A 19,585-nucleotide genomic window follows, 5' to 3' on the forward strand; every position below is an offset into this window, starting at 1 on the left:
TGCCCATAGGAGCATTTTTATTCTGATATTGAATAGAGGTACTTACAGAGTTAACGGTTAAGTTTAGATTTTTTTCAGTTTTTCATAAAGGTCAATAATCTTGGCCTGTAGCTGGATGTATTCTTCTTCACGTTTGGCCAGTTTAGCTTTAAGTTCAGTAATCAGACCTTGTTCCTCAGATTTGGATCCGGCCAGTTCATCGATCAGAATATCTACGACAGAAACATTGAAAAAAGCAGCCACCTGATGAAGGCGATCAATGTTAATGTCTGTTATACCGGTTTCTATTTTAGAATATGCCGGAATTGAAATTTCAAGTCCCTTTGCGACTTTCTCCTGCGACCAGTTTTGTTTCTTACGCAAGCTTCTAATATTTTGTCCTATGTGGTTTGTCATTAGTTCTAAATTAATAAATTTTATTTATTTATAAAAATATAGCAAATATATGGAATCGTAAAGATTTTAGGATTTATTGGCTGTTCTTCTTGTAATCGCTTGGCGTACAACCATATTTAGTTTTAAATACAGTTGCGAAATAATTTGGCGTAGAAAAACCAACCATATAAGTAATTTCAGAAATAGAATAACTTTCGTTGATCAGCAGATAACTGGCCTTTTTTAACCGGCGGTTCAAGATATAATCTGTAATACTGCAATCGAGGAGTGCTTTTACTTTTCTGTACAACTGCACTCTGGAAACACCTATTTCTTTAGCCAGATCATCAACACTAAAATTTTCGTTTCCAAGATTCTGCTCCACAATACCTGCAAAATCGTTCAAAAATTTCTTATCCAGTGCTTTAGAAACGGGAATTTTTGAAGAAGAGCTGATGTCGCTGCTGTAATGCGCTTTAAGCAGGTTTCTGTTTTTGAGCAGATTATTTGCGCTGGCAAGGAGGTAATCAAAGTTGAATGGTTTTACAATATAGGTGTCCGCCATACTTTCCATTCCCTGGATTTGCTGTTCTACACTTCCTTTAGCCGTTAATAATATAATTGGAATATGGGAGGTCCGGACATCAGATTTTAGTTTGTTGGTCAGTTCGGTACCAGTCATTCCGGGCAGTACGACATCTGAAATGATCAGATCGGGGACTTGTTCGTAAGCTGAAGTGATACCACTAGTACCTGTATTGGCGGTAAAAACCTCATATTGATCTGCAAACTTATGGCTCAGATAGTTCAGCAGATCAGGATTGTCCTCGATAAGGAGCACAGACTGTTCTTTTAAAGTATGAAAGGCGTCGGTATGCCGTGTCTCTGCAGGTTCATCCAGATCTGTGGTGTAGATCTTAGCCTGCTCATAGAGTTCTTCTTTATCCAGGCTTTCTTTCTTTTTTTCTTCTTCTCTAAAATGTCCGTCGCCGGCAGGAAGCTTTAACGAAAAAGTTGTGCCCCGCCATTTTTCACTGAACACATTGATATCGCCATAATGCAGCAACATTAATTCTTTAGACAAGGCCAAGCCAAGGCCGGAGCCTTTGGCAGCATGCACGCCACTTTGATAAAAACGCTCAAATACATGGTCTGCTTCTTCCGACGACATTCCACTGCCATTGTCTTTTACATCAACATAAATATAATCTTCTTCTTTCCGTACAAAAATATGAATGGTCCCATTTGCACTGGTAAATTTTAAAGCATTGGAAAGCAGATTAAAGATTACTTTGTCGAGCATATTGGCATCAAACCAGACCATCAGTTGCGGCTCTTTTGTAATCAGGCGAAGATCTATATTGTGTTTTTTTGCATTGTGCTGAAAGCTCTCCAGAATTTCCTGAATAAATTCTATCAGGTTGTTTTTGGAAGCACTGATCCGCATTTTTTCATGCTCTATCTTGCGGTATTCAATCAGTTGGTTAATTAACCTCAATAGTCTGAACACATTTTTGTGGATCAGTTTAAGATTTCGCCCTGCTGTGCTCTTTATTTTCTCATTTTGAAGCAGGTCTTCCAGCGGAGAAAGGATGAGGGTTAGTGGCGTTCGAAATTCATGTGACATATTGGTAAAGAAATTGAGCTTGGCCTCTGTAGCCATCTCGGCCTTAGCCGACATTTCGATCAGCTGGTTCCGCTGTTTCAGGATTTCCTGATTATTGGCTTCCAGACTTTTGTTAATCTTTCTGTTCTCCAGCAAGGAATAAAAGGCAAGTCCTCCAAATACTACGGCTAAAACAAGGGTAATCACCGTAATATTCAATACGGTCTGCTGATTGTTAAATAAGGCTTTTTGTTCTTCGAGTAGCATTTTCTGGCGTTCAATGTCTTTCTGTTGGCTGCTGATCTTGCTCCATTGTAATTTCATCAATTGTACATTCGTTGAATCGATGACCAGCGATTGAAGGATGTTTTCTTTAGAAAATTCCTCTTTGTTCAGAATCTTAAAAGCTGTTTGAATGGCCTCCTTTCCACCAGTTGCATAGAGCATACTGGCATCCAATATCCGGTTGGCTACCATTTCTAATCCGCCTCCTGTTCCTGGAAGCGCGTCGATACCGATAATTTTAATGTTGTGGTCTAGCTTAAGCTGATTTACAATGCGCCTTGCACCCGAAGCCATCATGTCATTGTGTGCAAATATAGCGTCTGTCTGCTTCAGTGAAGCTTTTGCTTTGAGCAATTGTTTCTCTGCATTTTCTTTAAGCCAGTCTCCATAAATTTCCGTGCGGATCTGTACTCCAGGAAATTTCTTCAGGCCGTCGGCAAAACCCTTTTGCCGCTCAATGGTTGGAGAGGAGCCAGGTAGACCCATTATTTCCAGAAAATTGCCTTTTCCCTTCAGCATCATTCCTGCGTATTCACCTGCCATTTTTCCAATCTGGTAATTGTCGGCCCCCACATAGGCTGTGTAAGAACCAGAGGAAGTTTTTCTGTCAATAATAATTACAGGGATTCCTTTATTATAGGTTTGTTCTACAATTGGGGTTAGGGGCTTGGCTTCATTCGGTGAAATGATCAGCAGGTCAATTCCCTGCTCCAGCATGTGTTTAACCTGTTCAATCTGCTTCTTACTGCTATTGTCTGCGTCTGTATAAATGAGTTTGGCATTTGGATGCAGGGAGAGTTCCATTTTGATCTCTTCGAGCATGGTTCTTCGCCAGAGATCGGAGCCCACGCATTGCGAAACACCAATGGTGTATTCTGCATGCTGTTTTTTCTGACTGCAAGCCAACAGCAATATTCCGCTGCAAAGAAATAACAAGATCAGTTTTAAATTAAGACTTAAAGGCATATTTATAAGACACTATGCTTAAAGATATAGAAAATTAAAGTTTAGTCTAAAATCTGGCCACCTGTGAGCAGGTTGTGCAAGGTCATTTTATGTATCAAAACTATACATTTCAGGTTTTAAAATTGAAGATTGTCCAGTTATAAGGTTAATGATTTTAAAATAAATAACTGTAATACAGATGCTTGTGATTTTGTTCAAATTTTAATGCATTTGAAACAATATCAGTATCCCTCCACAACCATTTGATCTACTTTGCAATCGTTAACCAATATATAAACCCACGTATGAAAAAACATTCCGTCCTGGCCTGGTCCATGGTCGTTGCCCTAGGCGGCTTTTTATTTGGATTCGATACCGCAGTTATTTCCGGCGCAGAGAAATCTATCCAGCAATTCTGGCACCTCTCTGTTTTTGAACATGGACTCACCATTTCTATTGCCTTAATAGGGACTGTAATTGGATCTTTGGTAGGTTCCCGTCCGTCAGATTATTTCGGACGAAAAAACACGCTTTATTTCGTTGCAATTGCGTACCTGTTGTCTTCGCTGGGCACCGCCCTTGCAGATAACTGGTATGTCTTTTTAACTTTCAGATTGCTGGGCGGCTTAGGCGTTGGAATTTCTTCTGTAACTGCGCCAATCTATATATCAGAGGTTTCGCCGGCAGACAGGCGAGGCAGACTAGTTGGTTTGTTCCAATTCAATGTTGTATTGGGAATCCTGATCTCTTACTTATCTAATTATCTGATTAGTCAGGGAGGAGAAACCTCGTGGCGCTGGATGTTGGGCGTTCAAGCTTTCCCGTCATTTTTATTCCTGGTTCTGATCAAATTTATTCCAGAAAGCCCAAGGTGGTTGATCCTGAAGAAAGGAGCAACAGATAAGGCGCTGGAGATTCTTCGGATCATCAATCCACTTAATTGCGAACAAGAATTGAAAGCAATTCAAAACTCAGGCACAGTGCTTGCAGGTTCTTCCGGTCAGAAAGAAAAGTTATTTTCGGCCCAATATAAGAGACCTGTGATCCTGGCCATGCTGTTTGCTTTCTTCAATCAGGTTTCTGGTATTAATGCGATTATTTATTATGCGCCAAGAATATTTGAAATGGCAGGACTGGGCGCGCATTCGTCTCTGTTATCTACTGTTGGCATTGGCCTCATCAATTTTATATTTACGCTGATCGCCATTAATTTTATAGATAGAGTAGGCAGAAAGGTACTTATGCTTATCGGGTCTGTAGGTTTGATCGTATCCTTGTTCCTGGTGGGTTATACTTTTTATTCCGGTAATATGAGCGGTTTTGCCATCCCGGCTTATATGATGCTCTTTATCGCGTTCTTTGCCTTCTCGCAAGGTGCCGTGATCTGGGTATTCATTTCTGAGATCTTTCCCAATCAGGTAAGAGCAAAAGGCCAAACACTTGGAAGTTCTACCCACTGGGTAATGGCAGCAATTATAGCCTTCTGCTTTCCCTATCTCGCCGAAACTTTTGGAGGAGCAACCACTTTCTTCTTTTTTTCCAGCATGATGGTGCTTCAGCTCATTTTTGTCTGGCGTTTGATGCCGGAAACCAAAGGACGTTCCCTGGAACAAATTGAAACTACCCTGGTGATGCACTAGATGAACAAAATATGAAGACTAGATCCACAAAAAAGACAACCGTATGTTTTGGCGAAATCCTTTGGGATATGCTGCCAACAGGAAAGAAACCAGGTGGTGCACCAATGAACGTAGCTTATCATCTGCAAAAACTGGGGCTCCAAAGTTATATGATCAGCAGAGTAGGTCAGGATATTGCAGGAGAGGAGCTGATAGACTTTGTACAAAGTATTGGTTTGCCTGCAGACTATATACAGAAAGATAACCTGCATAAAACCAGTGAGGTACTGGCTACAATTAAGGAGAACCATGAAGTGTCTTATGATATTGTTTTCCCTGTGGCCTGGGACTTTATCAACTGGCAACCGGAATATGAAGCGCTATTGCGCCGCGCCGACGCTTTTATATTTGGAAGCCTGGGTTCCAGAAATAGCCAGAGTCAGCAAGCCCTATTCAGAATGCTTGAGTATACAGCTTACAATGTGTTTGATGTAAATATCCGGGAGCCTTATTACTCTCAGGAACTGATTGCTGCATTATTGCACCGTTCGCACCTGGTTAAAGTGAATGCGGCTGAACTGATGATGATCGCGGGTTGGTATGATGCCTCCTGCAACACAGAAGAGCGCGCGATAGCGATGTTGTTTAAGGAGTTCAATATTAAAGAAGTACTCATTACTAAAGGAAGTAAAGGTGCAACCTATTATACGGCGTCCTTCCGCTACGATTATCCAGCATATAGCATTTGCGTAGCAGATACCGTAGGGAGCGGAGATTCCTTTCTGGCGGCCTTTTTGGCCATGAAGCTTGGAGAACAGCCTGTTGAAGTGACGCTGGATTATGCGGTTGCAATGGGCGCCTTTATCACTGCACAATCCGGTGCCTGCCCGGCGTATTCCAAATTTGACCTGGACAGGTTCATCTGGAAACGAAAGCTGGGTATAGAAGAAAAAAGTATTTAAACCAATATATAACCAAAAAACCAAATTGTATGAAACGAACAATACTATTTTGCTGCCTTTTATTGGCAGTAACCTTGCAGGGGTTTGCACAAGTCCGTACATTAACCGGAAACGTAACAGATAAATCTTCCAATCCACTGGAAGGTGTTACGGTAAGCCTTGCAGGAACCGACAAGACCGTAGTAACAGATTCCAAGGGTAAATTCTCTATCCCGGGGCAAAGCGGTCAGGTCCTCAAATTTATTTATATGGGCGCCCAAACTGTTTCTGTAACCATAGGAAAGGATAATACAGTAAATGTACAGCTGGATGTGGCCGCTACCAATCTGAACGAAGTGGTGGTGACAGGCTATCAGAAAGAACGTAAAAAGGACATTACAGGAGCCGTTGCAGTGGTTAATGTAAACGAAATCAAGGATATCCCGGTAGGGAACCCGATCAAAGCCTTACAGGGAAGGGTTCCTGGTTTATTTATCACTGCAGATGGTTCTCCAAATGGAGCAGCAGCTGTTAGGGTACGGGGAAACACCACACTTCCTTTGCCTGGTTTGCCTGGTAACGATCCCTTGTATATTATTGATGGAGTGCAAACCCAGCGAGGTCTGCAGGAGATCAACCAAAGCGATATTGAATCCATCCAGATCTTAAAAGATGCGGCTTCTGCTTCTATTTATGGATCAAGAGCAGCAGCAGGTGTCATCATCGTTACCACTAAAAAGGCCAAAGCCGGCTTTAGTAATATCAATTTCGATGCCTCGGTTTCCCTTCAGTTCTATACTTCGAAACTGAAGACTTTAAATACCGAAGAACGCGGCAGAGCTTACTGGCAAGCTGCGGTAAACGATAAATTGGATCCAAATACCAATCAAACCTATCAGTATAAATGGAACAATGACTTCAGTAATCCGGTATTAAACCAGGTCATTCTTCCAGAGTACCTCGATGCAGCCAAAACGATGAAGCCAGCCAATACCAACTGGTTCAATGAGATTGCACAGACTTCGGTGACCCAGTCTTACAACCTGTCTATGGCTAACGGAAATGAAAAGGGAAACTCCCTCTTTTCTGTAAGTTATTATGACAACAAAGGTGTGATCAAAGAAACGCACAGTCAGAAAATGACTGCCCGTTTTAATTCTGAATACAGCTTTTTCAATAAACGCTTAAAAATAGGAGAAACATTTACAGGCACCTATATGAAGGATGTACTGATCCCAACGGGCGACGTGACCTCTCTTTCGCAAATTGAAGAGCCTGCCGTTCCCATCCATACCGTAGACGGAATAGGATGGGGAGGCCCGGCACCAGGAATGGCCGACAGACAGAACCCCGTAAGGTTAATAGAAGATAATAAACAGAACAAAAATAACTTCGGAAGAATATTGGGAAATGCTTATGCAGAAGTCAATATCGTTAAAGGCTTGAATTTCCGCACCAGTATTTCAGCAGATTACAATGGTAATTACGCCCGTACCTTAAGAAAGTCGTATGTGTCTGGTTTCCTCTCTGATCCAACCAATCTGGTAAATCAAAATGCGAACTACGAAGGCAACTGGATCTTTACCAATACATTAACTTATAATCTGAACAAAGGGAAAAGCAAACTTGATGTGCTGGCTGGCCAGGAACAGGTGAAATATATCAATCAGAGCTTTTATGGTACCAGACAAGGAGTTGGTCTGGAAAATATCGACTACGCTTACCTCAGCTCCGGATCAACAAACATTGACAATGGCGGTTCCGGTGCAACCTATGGCTTACTTTCTTTCTTCGGTAAAGCCAATTATTCCTATGATGATAAATACCTGGCCTCCGTTACGGTAAGGAGAGACGGTTCTTCAAGGTTCGGAACCAACCAAAGATATGGGGTCTTTCCTGCAGTTTCCCTGGGCTGGCGTTTAAGCGAAGAAGGTTTTATTAAAGACAATATCCACGCCATATCAGATTTGAAACTGAGATTTTCTTACGGACAAACCGGTAACCAGGCCAGCCCTTATTATGCTCCTTATACCCTGTATTCTGCAATTTATGGTGTTAACCATGTTTTTGGCTATGAAACAGGTTCTGCCTACGATATAAACGGAGCAGGAACGGGTCAGTTGCCTTCAGGTTTTACCCAGATACAGCAAGGTAATGATAATCTGAAATGGGAAACGACCTCCCAATCCAACTTTGGTCTGGATTTTGGTTTGTTCAATAATACCATTACAGGATCTGCAGATTACTTTGTTAAGAATACCAAAGATATCCTGCTTACACCGGCTTATTTAGCGGTTTTAGGCGAAGCCGGTAACCGTACCATCAACGCCGCCTCTGTTAGAAATACAGGTTTTGAGTTCCTTTTAAACTATAATGGAAGAGTTTCGCAAGATCTTTCCTTTACTTTAACAGGTAACATAGCGGCCTACAGAAGTAAGATCACCAGCCTGCCGCCAGATGCGATTGCATCTTACCCAGGTAATGGTACAGATCAGACCATTTTAGGTAGATCAGTAACCTCTATTTACGGCTATGTTGCGGATGGCTTGTTTACTTCCCAAAGTGAGGTTGACAATTCAGCCGTTCAGCCCGGAAAGGGTCTTGGCCGTATCAGGTATAAGGATTTGAACGGAGATGGTGTTATTGACAGCAAGGATCAGCAGTTTATCGGAACAACAGATCCAAACTTTACCTATGGTCTGAATGCGAGCATCAGTTACAAGCGGTTCGACCTGGTGTTCTTTTTCCAGGGGGTTCAGGGCGTAAAGGAATATAATACCTATAAGGGATTAACTGATTTTGCTTCTATTGCACCAGGCGCCAACTGGGGAACAAGAACATTAGATGCCTGGACACCTCAAAATTCAAATTCAACCATTCCAGCCTTAACTACCGTAGACCGCAACAACGAAGGCAGGAGTTCTACCTATTTTATAGAAAACGGATCTTATTTGAAGTTGCGGAATATACAGCTGGGCTATAATCTGAAAGATGCCTTAAGCAGTTTACATATCAAAACTGCGAGGGTGTATGTCCAGGCCAGTAACCTGTTGACCATTAAAAGCAAGTCTTATACCGCAACAGATCCGGAGAATCCTTCCAATGTTTATCCAATCCCGGTGATCGGAACCATGGGTATTAATGTTTCATTTTAATTCTTACAGACATGAATAACAAAATATATATAGCAGTTCTAATGTGTGTGTGTTTAATGTCCTGCAAAAAGGCTTTAGATACCAATCCGCAGGGCACAGCAGCAAGCAGCGATCTGAATACACCTGCTAATGTAGATAAAATGGTCATTGCTGCCTATTCTGCTTTAGGTAATGATGAATATATGACTCCTTACAGCAGCATGTGGCCCTATGGCAGTATTCGTAGCGGCGATGCTTATAAGGGGGGAGATGGTCCGGGTGATGTTAGTGAATTTCATGGTTATGAAACTTTTTCACTAAACCGTGTAGACTATGGACCTACAGATGCACTTTGGTTTCGTTTATACGTAGGTATAGGAAGAGTAAATGATGCCCTGGCTCGTGTAAACGCCATATCTGCAGCTGATTTTCCCAATAAAACCATCAGACAAGGTGAACTGAAGTTTTTAAGAGGACATTTTTATTTCCTTTTAAAAATCCTGTTTAAATATGTGCCTTATATTGACGAAACCCTTCCTAAAGAGAATTATGCGACCATTTCTAACCGGGCGCTGAGCGATGATGCTTTATGGAAAAAAATAGAAGATGATTTCAGTTTCGCTGCAGCAAATCTGCCAGCTACGCAACCGGAAATTGGAAGAGTCAATAAGTTTGCGGCTAAGTCCTACCTTGCCAAGGCACTGTTGTACCATGCCTATACCCAGGATGAGAGCAATAATGTAACTTCTATCGATCAGGCCAAATTGTCCCAGGTGAACAGTCTCTGTGATGAGGTCATTGCTTCTGGCTCCTATGCTTTAAGTGCTGATTTTGCCAATAACTTTTTATCTCAGTTTGAGAATGGCAAGGAATCTGTTTTTGCGATTCAATATTCTATTAACGATGGTACCCCACAGGGAAGGGAGGATTTTGGTCATGAGCTGGACTACCCAATGAACCAGGAATATGGTTGCTGTGGTTTCCATGTGCCCAGCAATAACCTCATCAATGCCTTTAAAACAGACGATAATGGATTACCGATGCCAACGACCTATAACAATAAGGATGTTGAACCGACAGGAGATTATCAAAGTAATTCCTTTGATCCGCGCATTGACCATACAGTGGCTACCCCAGGGCATCCCTACAAATACAGAGCAAGCTTTATCTTTCAAACTTCCTGGGCACGTGCACCTCAGATCTACGGTCCGCACCTGAGTATGAAAGAGACTGTATTGCCAGATGATCCAGCCTTTAAAAAGTTCCCTCCATTTATGTCGAGCGGAAAGAACTGGGCTATTATCCGTTACGCAGATGTACTTTTATTCAAAGCTGAAGCATTGATTGAATTGGGAAGAGCACAGGAAGCCTTGCCGCTGATCAACCAGGTTCGCCAGCGGGCCATAAACAGTGAATCTTTACTTAAACAGGCCAATGGTAATACCATCTCTAATTACAAGATAGATACGTATAAACCTGGAGTAAACTGTACCTGGACTGTTGATTTTGCCCGTCAGGCCCTAAGGTTCGAACGCCGCCTGGAATTTGCAATGGAAGGCTATCGTTTCTTTGATCTGGTGCGTTGGGGTATTGCGGCAGAGTATATGAATAGCTATTTTGCAATTGAAAAAACCAGGAAGCCACATCTTCTGGATGCAGTGTTCAAAAAGAACCGCGATGAATATTTGCCCATCCCGCTGAACCAAATCAATTTCAGTAAAGGATTATATAAACAAAATACAGGATGGTAGATTTAAAATCAAATTGATATGAAATATAAATTATCGTTAATATTGTTGTTTATCAGTGCTTTGACCGCCTTTGGTCAAAGCACTGATACACCTCAACAGAGGTCTCTGTATCAAACAAAGGTGGAGAAATACCGTCCGCAAATTCATTTTACACCCCAGGCCCACTGGATGAACGATCCGAATGGAATGGTGTACTATAAAGGGAAATATCATCTGTTCTACCAGCACTTTCCCGGAGGAAACAAATGGGGACCTATGCATTGGGGACATGCCACCAGCACAGACTTGGTTCATTGGGAACACCTTCCCATAGCGCTGTATCCGGACAGCTTAGGTTATATTTTTTCTGGCAGCGCTGTGGTGGATGAAAAAAATACTTCGGGATTCGGTAAAGATGGTAAAGCACCTCTGGTGGCCATTTTTACCCACCATGACCCTAAAGGAGAAAAGGCTGGGAGGAGTGATTTCCAGAACCAGAGTTTAGCCTATAGTTTGGACGAAGGAAAAAGCTGGACAAAATATGGTGGTAATCCGGTATTGCGTAATCCAGGTATTGTAGATTTCAGGGATCCTAAGGTGATGTGGTATGAAGCAGGCAAAAAATGGATCATGACCCTGGCTACGAAAGATCGCATCACTTTTTATGCTTCTCCAAATTTAAAGGAATGGACCAAAGAAAGTGAGTTTGGGGCTCATGAAGGTGGACATGGTGGGGTGTGGGAATGCCCGGATCTGTTTCCTCTAAAATTAGAAGGTAAAACCTATTGGGTGCTGATCGTGAACATCAACCCCGGTGCACCGAATGGGGGTTCGGGAGGACAGTATTTTATCGGTGATTTTGACGGAAAACATTTTACGCCTATAGACAACAAGACCAGATGGCTGGATTATGGCACAGATGACTATGCTGGTATTACCTGGTCAAATACAGGAGAGCGAAAGATCTTTATGGGTTGGATGAACAACTGGACCTATGCCAATGAAGTGCCTACGCCAAGCTGGAGAGGAGCTGCTACCTTACCAAGGGAGCTGAATCTGGAAAAAGTGAACGGAGAAGTGTTGTTAAAAACTCTTCCGGTTAAAGAATTGGATAACATTGGTTTGAATCCTGTATCTCAATCTAACATTCAGGTTAAAGACAGGCTTAGGCTTGTAAAAGAGCAGGTATTGAAAAGTCCATTTAAACTGGAACTCCAGGCAGACCAGCTGAAAAACTTTACGCTTTCTTTAGAGAATGAACTGGGTGATAAACTGATCATTGGTTATAATGAAAAGACCAATAGCTATTTTATAGACCGCTCCAAATCCGGAGACATCAGTTTCAATCCGGAATTTAAAAAATTGCATACCGCGCCGAGAATTGGAAATGGTAAAAAGATGGATCTTATCGTTTATGTTGATGTGGCTTCCGTGGAGTTTTTTGCAGATGGGGGTCTGACGGTCATGACTGATGTCTTTTTTCCTCAGAAACCAATGGACCAGGTCTATTTTAAAACGGGTGCATCCAATGCGGGGTATATCCTGAAGAAAGTGAAATACATGCCTTTGAAAAGTACCTTATAGCATTGATATTTACACAAACGTATTCATGCAATCGTTTGTGTAAATATTTCATCTTTGGCAAATCTAAATTCTGGTTAACTTGTGGCTTTAGCCACATCAATGAACCACATGAATGTTAGATCTTATTAATTCGAACCGTTTAAAAACCTATGCTTTACTTGCTGTAGCTGCACTTGCAGGTGTTCCTGCTGCTGCTCAGAAAAAACAAAATGCCCGGCCAAATATCATTTTTATACTCACTGATGACCTTGGTTACGGAGATTTAGGGGTGTTTTTTCAGAAACAAAGGGCTCAGGCAAATCAGCAAAATGAACCCTGGGAACTTACTCCAAATCTTGATCAGCTTGCGGCAGAGGGGGCTATTCTGCCCCAAAGCTATAGTGCAGCCCCGGTTTGTGCACCTTCACGTGCGTCCATTATGCTTGGGGTTAGCCAGGGCCATGCAAATGTAAGAGACAATCAATTTGATAAAGCCCTGGAAGATAATTATACCCTGGCTAATGTTTTAAAACAGGCTGGATATCAAACCACCGCGATTGGTAAATGGGGCTTGCAGGGTGTAAATGAAAAGCCAGACTGGCCTGCCCATCCGTTAAAAAGAGGTTTTGACGACTATTTTGGTTATATGCGGCACAGCGACGGACATGAGCATTATCCTAAGGAGGGCGTGTATCGGGGCAAGAAAGAAATTTGGGACAACTATACCGAAAAGAGCAAGGATTTTGACAAATGCTATACCGGAGACCTTTGGACAGCAGCAGCAAAAAACTGGATCATAAAACATCAAAAGAGTAAAAAAGCAGACCAACCTTTTTTTATGTATCTGGCTTATGATACCCCACATGCTGTACTGGAACTGCCTACACAGGCTTATCCTGAAGGTGGCGGGCTAAAAGGAGGCTTACAATGGCTCGGAACCCCAGGGCATATGATCAATACGGCTTCCGGAACGGTAGATTCCTGGGTAGATCCGGCTTATGCCAATGCGCCCTATGAAGATACCTATAAAAGATATGCTACTGTAGTGAGCCGGATTGACCATCAGGTGGGCGATCTGGTACAACTACTAAAAGACCTGCATATTGATTCCAATACCATAGTGGTGTTTTCTTCTGATAATGGCCCATCCATTGAGTCCTATCTGCCTAAAAAATATGTACCCTATGAGCCTACTTTTTTCAGCAGCTTTGGCCCTTTTGACGGGATAAAAAGGGATTGCTGGGAGGGTGGTTTGCGGATGCCGGTCATTGTTTCCTGGCCTAAACATATCCCTGCAGGAAGCAGTGTCAATTCGCCTAATATTTCCTATGACTGGATGCCTACATTTGCAGATGCAGCCGGAATAACTGCTCCAACCAGAACAGACGGCGTTTCCCTAATGCCTGCTCTGCTCAAAAAGAAGGGGCAAAAAAAGAGTCTGGTCTATGTAGAGTATTTTGAAGAAGGAAAAACGCCTGGTTTTAAGAAATTTGCGCCTGAGCACAGGGGGCGACAGCGAAATCAGATGCAGATGATCCGGATGGGCGATACGGTTGGTGTGCGTTATAATATTCAATCGGCCGAGGATGATTTTGAACTGTACGATGTGGTTAATGATCCCGGAGAGACTAAAAACCTGGCTGGCCGTCTGAACTCCGGTTCTAAACTTCAGCAGGTTATGAAAGATAAAGTCTTACAGGTCAGACAGGCAGATGCTTCGGCTCCAAGACCCTATGATAGGGCTTTTATTCCAGCTACGGAGGTTAAAAAGGTGGTTCAGGGCATACAAACGGAGTCGTATGATGGAACCTTTAACTGGATACCTGATGTATCTACGCTTAAAATTGCAGAAAAAGGTATGGCTAAAGTTATCGCAACCCATACCCTCAAGAAACACCCCGTTCATATTTTTAAGGGCTACCTTAACGTTCCTGCAGATGGTGAATATACCTTTTATTTAAATGCAGATACGAAAGCCTTTTTCCGTTTGCACGAAGCTGCTTTAATTGATGAAGACTACGGATATAAAGGGGCTGAGGTGAAGACTGCAAAAGTTTATTTAAAAGCAGGGATGCATCCTTTCCAGTTGTCTTACCTCGCAACTGCAGAACTTAAAAAACGAAACCTTAAACTGGAATGGGAGGGGCCGTCTATCAAAAGACAGGTTATTCCTGAAAGTACTTTCTATAGAAACAAAATTTAATCTTGAAGCATGAAAAAAATATATCTTAGTTTGTTCATGGTCTTATCGGTTTTGTTACCGGCTACCGCGCAGCAAAAACCAAATGTGATTTATATTTATGCTGATGATCTCGGTTATGGAGATCTTAGTTGTTATGGAGCAACCAAATTACATACGCCCAATCTGGACCGTTTGGCGCAGCACGGACTGCGTTTTACCAATGCCCATTCTACTTCTGCCACCTGTACACCTTCCAGGTATGCGTTGATGACCGGACAGTATCCATGGCGACGTACGGGGACCGGAATCTTACCGGGTGATGCGGCTTTAATTGTGCCTCAGGATAAAATAACGCTTCCTAAATTGTTTAAGCAAGCCGGTTATGCTACTGCTATTGTGGGTAAATGGCATCTGGGCTTGGGTGAGAAAGTAGAAAAGGACTGGAATGGAGAAGTTAAACCTGGGCCTATTGAGGTGGGGTTTGATTACTCTTTTATCTTTCCGGCAACTGCAGACCGGGTACCTACTGTTTTTTTGGAAAACCATCGGGTTGTAGCTTTGGATCCTGCTGATCCTATAGAGGTGGATTATCAAAAGAAAGTTGGTCATGATCCCACGGGTAAAGAACACCCGGAATTGTTAAAAATGAAATCTTCTCCTGGCCAGGGTCATGACAACACGATTGTTAATGGGATAGGCCGTATAGGTTTTATGAGCGGCGGGCATCAGGCGCGCTGGGTAGATGAGGAGGTGTCGAGTACGTTTATGGAAAAGGCGGCTCAATTTATTGATGAACATCAGAAACAACCTTTTTTTCTTTATTACACGCTTACGGAGCCTCATGTTCCGCGTATGCCTGCCACGCAGTTTAAAGGGAAAAGTGAGTTGGGCTATCGGGGTGATGCGATTTTGCAATTGGACTGGACTATTGGGCAGTTGATGAAGCAGTTAAAGTCTTCGGGTTTGGATCAAAATACACTGATCATTTTTACAAGTGATAATGGTCCGGTGCTGGATGATGGTTATCAGGATGGGGCAGTGACCATGCTTAAGGGGCATACTCCTGCTGGGCCTTTGAGAGGGGGGAAATATAGTGCTTTAGAGGGGGGGACTCGCATGCCGTTTATTGTTAGCTGGCCTGGTCATACACAGGGTAAGGTTTCTGATGCTCTGGTTTGCCAAATGGATTTACTGGCTTCTTTTGCTGGCTTGTTGAAGCAAGGTATTCCTGCCGGGGAGGCTGGGGACAGTGAGAATTTGCTGGCTGCTTTTTTAGGGAAGGATAAAACGGGGCGTAAGGTATTGGTTGAGCAGGGGCAAAGGGATGCAACTGCTGTTATCCAGGGCGAGTGGAAGTATATTCAGCCTCATCCGGGTGCAAGTTATATGGGAGATGTTGGGATTGAATCTGGTAATTCAACAGAGCCGCAATTGTATAATTTAAAATCTGATATTGGTGAAAAGCGAAATCTGGCAAAGCAGTTTCCTGACAAGGTAAAGGAAATGGACGATTTGCTGAGGAGGGTTAAGGGTAAATAGTTGGGAGGTGAATTTTTTCGAAAAGCTCTTATACTCTACTTCAAGGCTAACGATATCAGGTGCGCGAAGAGCGCACAGATCTCTGAGGCCTTTCCGCAGAGTATAAGAGTTTTTCGTAGCAAATTGCAGAGGTTGGGTGGTGATCCGGGTATGGTGTAGAGACGGGGAGGGTGCGGATCAGGTTATGGATGGGGGCTGGATTATACCTGGCTTTGTGTTAGTTGTTCGATGATCCGGCCTTTTAGCGCCGATTGTCCGGTAAAAGTACCTGTTTGCCTAAGTTGCGGCGCAGGAGCGGCGGAGAAGCGACGAACCAAGACGAAGCCGGGACAGGCTTTGGAGCTGCTTTTTCATAGGCTTGTCGTTTTTATAATCCGGTTAAAACTGGGCATCGTTATTTTTTAATCCTGAATTGGCTTAATAGGTGAAATATGTTTTCATGATCTAGCTGAATCTTACAGATTCTGAGGCTTGATCATGAAAACATATTTTCTTGGGTGCTGATCGGGGGTGGAGACAGGTGAAACTTCTGTTTCTACATTGAGTAGGATCCACTTTTCTGTATAGCAGAAGCTACTGTCGTTTGTGGTATATTTCGTGTCTTTTTCCTGTAAAAATAAAGATAAGATAAACCTGTTCCTGCAATGCCAATGATAGATACCAAACCTGCTCCATGCACAAAAAAGCTGCCCCATGATAATTGGGTATGCCCAAACTGTTTAAACAGCAAAATGCATACACTGCCCAGGTATCCCATGGAATCGGCCAGGTAAATCATGAAGCCTACGTTACTCTTGTATTTGAACGTAGCGATCAACCGTTCGAAGAAAATAATGGAATAAGGTACATAGGCCAGGTAAAGCCCCAAGGTAACCATATACATATAGGTCATGCCGTGGATAGCGCCGCCAATAAATTCCCATGAGCCGATACCAATAAGCAGAAACCCAAAGCCAATACTACTATGTGCCAGCATAAATGCCCGGAAATTACGCTTAACCAGTATAATGAGCGACATCAATATTAATACAATAATGGAAATAGGGATATCGATCTGACTGTAGATACCCGGGTTGTTTTTATAGCCAAAGTCTGACCAGATCTCCACCTCAAAATAATCCCTGAAGTCGCGCAATACGGTTAGCAAAATATAAATAGCAATATTAAAGATAAGACCGGCCAGAAAGTATTTTACAAAGGCTTTGCGTTCTTTGGCCATCATAGGCAAACGCTGCGTTCTTTGCTTGATATCTTCGGCAGTTGGTGGAGGAACCTGCTCTAACAGGTAAACAAAAAGGAAAAGAGGCAATACAAATAACAGCCCAAGCAAAAATGGCATCCATTTTTCAGATACATGCCCATGAGCCATCATAAAACGCCCTATGGTTTTAATAACCCCTGATGAAAAAATGAAACTGGTACATAAAACAGCTCCAATGAATTCCGCGCTTTTTCTGCCTTCTATGTATGAAAAAATTAGGCCCCAGATAAGCCCCAGGGGTAACCCATTGATAAACATACAAATAATATTATATGGGGCAGGAATGATGGCAAATCCCAATAATGCCAGCCAGGCTATCATTAGCAAAACAAGGATAGCCCTTGCCCGCCCTTTGGGCTTTATTTCTGCAATAAACTTAATACCAATGAATTTACTCATGGCATAACCGGCAACCTGCGTCATTACAAGCCATACCTTGAAATCAATCCCCAATAACGAAGTTCCTTGATAAGTGCCTGCCGTAAAACCCATTCGAAATGAATAGGTACAAACGTAAATACAAAATGTGGCCATGGCGCACAGTACGGCAGTATATGCCGGTGGCATTTGCATGAGTTTGGCTTTGATGAGACCTATATTTTCCATTTTGTTATTTTATTGACTGGTAAACGAAGCTGTTTCTGAGTACAGTTTCAGCAAATAATTGTAGGTCATATCCTTCATTTGCTGTATGTCGGCAGCGAGTATGAGCTTATCCGCGTCTTTTCCTAAATCGTCCCATTTACGTATCTTAACATATATGGGTGCCAGAGGGTCTTTTTCAAATTCCGCGGCTTCTTCGGGTGTCATCTTACCTCCCTGAAATTCAAGTGTTTTTTTGCTTGCTTCTGATAGTTCATTGTAATAAGCAGGTTCGGCATAAACCAGGTATTTTTTGGCAATCACATGGCTTGATACCAAATTGGCCATTCTTTGCGGAAAGCCCATATCTATGAGGCATTTGCCTCCCAGGTCATCGTGATTCTGCGTTCCGTATATGCCCATTTTTTCTTCATCTTCAAAAAAATGACCTATGTCATGAAAGAATGCTGCTAGTATAATTTCGTCATCCTCACCGGCTGCCTGGGCCAATTGAGCACATTGCATCATGTGCATCAGCATGCTTACTCTTTCGCCATATTCCTGTGCTCCGTGAGCTTCATACAAACTAAATATGTGCTCTACCGTATCGTGTATCCGTTGTTGTTCCATTGTAAATCTGTTTATCTGAATTAAACCAGTTGAGTTATCGCTTTACGTTTTAATACGCGGAGTTTACTTAGCAAGCCATCTCTATCGGCATAAGTGCCCTGTAAAAATCGCTCGCCGGTAGCTCCGTCATAGGCACTGCGCCCGTGCATTACCCGCTCATTATCTACAATAAAAAGATCGGATGCTTCCATCTTGAACTGTACAAAATAATGTTCATCATCAATCATCTTAGCCAGGTGCTGGTATGCGGCATAAAATGCAGCCATGTTATCCTCATCTACTTCAAAGGCCTGTACAGAACGGTTGTTGAATCTCATGGCATTCACTTCGCCAAAAACATCCAGACCGATAATGGTATCCGTTCTTTCAATCCACTCGTGCTGATTTTCAAACCGGAAGGTTACAGGAGTAGTAGATAACAGGTGGAACATCTGGGGCGAATGCAATTTCAGATCGGCAATGACCTTAAAGCCATCAACCACCACTGAGTTACCACCAACTGCACTTGATTGCAGGCAATGCAACAGTTGTAGCGTTGGTGTCGGGTTACGATAAGGATTATCAGTATGGGCGCTCAATCCAAGAGATGTAAAGGCGAGGTTATTAGGGTTAACTGTAGTTTTAACATCAAACAATTTCCCATAGTTGGTTTCGCGCACATAGCCAAACAATTCTACCACCTTGCATACCATACCTAGTTCAACAGGTACATTCCGTAATACGGCAAAACCATACCTGCTCACATTTTCGAGCCAGGCGCATAAAGCTTCATCACTTACCGATAGTTCTGTATAATCACCTACAGGAAAATTATTGTTTAAAGTATCATCCCATAATTCAACGGGTTCGCGTGCTATACGCTGTTGACGGCGCTCTGCAATGGCCTCCTTTGACAAGCGGTGATCAAATAACCACTGTGCGCTGAATAAGCTGGTATGCTCTTCGGAATCCCAATTGATCACTACTTCTATACCATTACGCAGCTCGCTATTTTTTGTACTGATAGCCGGATTGATGGCCGATGTTTCGATCAGTTTTTGCCCGTTGCTGTGTATAGTTGACGGCGACGGACAGTTGTCCCTCAAGTACAGATAGGGATATTTTGATATTTCTCCATTTTTCCAATAAACTATCAGTGTATCTGTAGTTTCAACTATTTTTTTGATGTGTGCTTGTGCATTCATACGGTTATA

General features: G+C 42.6%; 12 protein-coding genes. 7 read left to right on the plus strand and 5 right to left on the minus strand.

Annotation, left to right across the window (positions count from 1 at the left end; translation table 11 throughout):
* Positions 1-63: 63 nt before the first annotated feature.
* Positions 64-396: a helix-turn-helix transcriptional regulator gene (locus R2S08_RS15820; protein WP_316836061.1), complete on the minus strand. Its 333-nt coding sequence runs from the start codon at positions 394-396 to the stop codon at positions 64-66.
* 73 nt (positions 397-469) lie between these two features.
* Entirely contained in the window at positions 470-3,232 is a 2,763-nt protein-coding gene (locus tag R2S08_RS15825) for a substrate-binding domain-containing protein (RefSeq protein ID WP_316836062.1), read from the minus strand.
* Between the two features lie 284 nt (positions 3,233-3,516).
* Between R2S08_RS15825 and R2S08_RS15830 the strand changes: the two genes are divergently transcribed.
* The 7 genes from R2S08_RS15830 (at position 3,517) to R2S08_RS15860 (ending at position 15,919) form a co-directional block, all read left to right on the plus strand.
* Positions 3,517-4,851: a sugar porter family MFS transporter gene (locus R2S08_RS15830; RefSeq protein ID WP_316836063.1), complete on the plus strand. Its 1,335-nt coding sequence runs from the start codon at positions 3,517-3,519 to the stop codon at positions 4,849-4,851.
* Positions 4,852-4,862: 11 nt separating this feature from the next.
* Positions 4,863-5,792 carry a carbohydrate kinase gene (locus R2S08_RS15835; RefSeq protein ID WP_316836064.1) on the plus strand — a complete coding sequence of 310 codons (930 nt, stop codon included), beginning with the start codon at positions 4,863-4,865 and terminating at the stop codon, positions 5,790-5,792.
* Between the two features lie 29 nt (positions 5,793-5,821).
* Positions 5,822-8,926, plus strand: a complete 3,105-nt coding sequence (locus tag R2S08_RS15840) for a TonB-dependent receptor (protein WP_316836065.1) — start codon at positions 5,822-5,824, stop codon at positions 8,924-8,926.
* 11 nt (positions 8,927-8,937) lie between these two features.
* Positions 8,938-10,656, plus strand: a complete 1,719-nt coding sequence (locus tag R2S08_RS15845; RefSeq protein WP_316836066.1) for a RagB/SusD family nutrient uptake outer membrane protein — start codon at positions 8,938-8,940, stop codon at positions 10,654-10,656.
* An 18-nt stretch (positions 10,657-10,674) separates the two neighbouring features.
* Positions 10,675-12,219 (plus strand): glycoside hydrolase family 32 protein, encoded by a 1,545-nt coding sequence (locus R2S08_RS15850; protein WP_316836067.1) that lies wholly within the window; start codon positions 10,675-10,677, stop codon positions 12,217-12,219.
* A gap of 112 nt (positions 12,220-12,331) precedes the next feature.
* Positions 12,332-14,401, plus strand: a complete 2,070-nt coding sequence (locus tag R2S08_RS15855; RefSeq protein WP_316836068.1) for a sulfatase-like hydrolase/transferase — start codon at positions 12,332-12,334, stop codon at positions 14,399-14,401.
* Between the two features lie 9 nt (positions 14,402-14,410).
* Positions 14,411-15,919: an arylsulfatase gene (locus R2S08_RS15860; RefSeq protein WP_316836069.1), complete on the plus strand. Its 1,509-nt coding sequence runs from the start codon at positions 14,411-14,413 to the stop codon at positions 15,917-15,919.
* A 535-nt stretch (positions 15,920-16,454) separates the two neighbouring features.
* Here the strand turns inward: R2S08_RS15860 and R2S08_RS15865 are convergent.
* The 3 genes from R2S08_RS15865 to R2S08_RS15875 are packed head-to-tail and all read right to left on the minus strand — an operon-like array spanning position 16,455 to position 19,576.
* On the minus strand, positions 16,455-17,786 hold the full coding sequence (locus R2S08_RS15865; RefSeq protein ID WP_316836070.1) for a DUF5690 family protein: 1,332 nt from the start codon (positions 17,784-17,786) through the stop codon (positions 16,455-16,457).
* A 9-nt stretch (positions 17,787-17,795) separates the two neighbouring features.
* Entirely contained in the window at positions 17,796-18,392 is a 597-nt protein-coding gene (locus R2S08_RS15870; RefSeq protein WP_316836071.1) for an HD domain-containing protein, read from the minus strand.
* Between the two features lie 20 nt (positions 18,393-18,412).
* Positions 18,413-19,576, minus strand: a complete 1,164-nt coding sequence (locus R2S08_RS15875; protein WP_316836072.1) for a TauD/TfdA family dioxygenase — start codon at positions 19,574-19,576, stop codon at positions 18,413-18,415.
* Positions 19,577-19,585: the final 9 nt, after the last annotated feature.

Source organism: Pedobacter nutrimenti (assembly GCF_032678445.1).
Classification (GTDB): domain Bacteria; phylum Bacteroidota; class Bacteroidia; order Sphingobacteriales; family Sphingobacteriaceae; genus Pedobacter; species Pedobacter nutrimenti_A.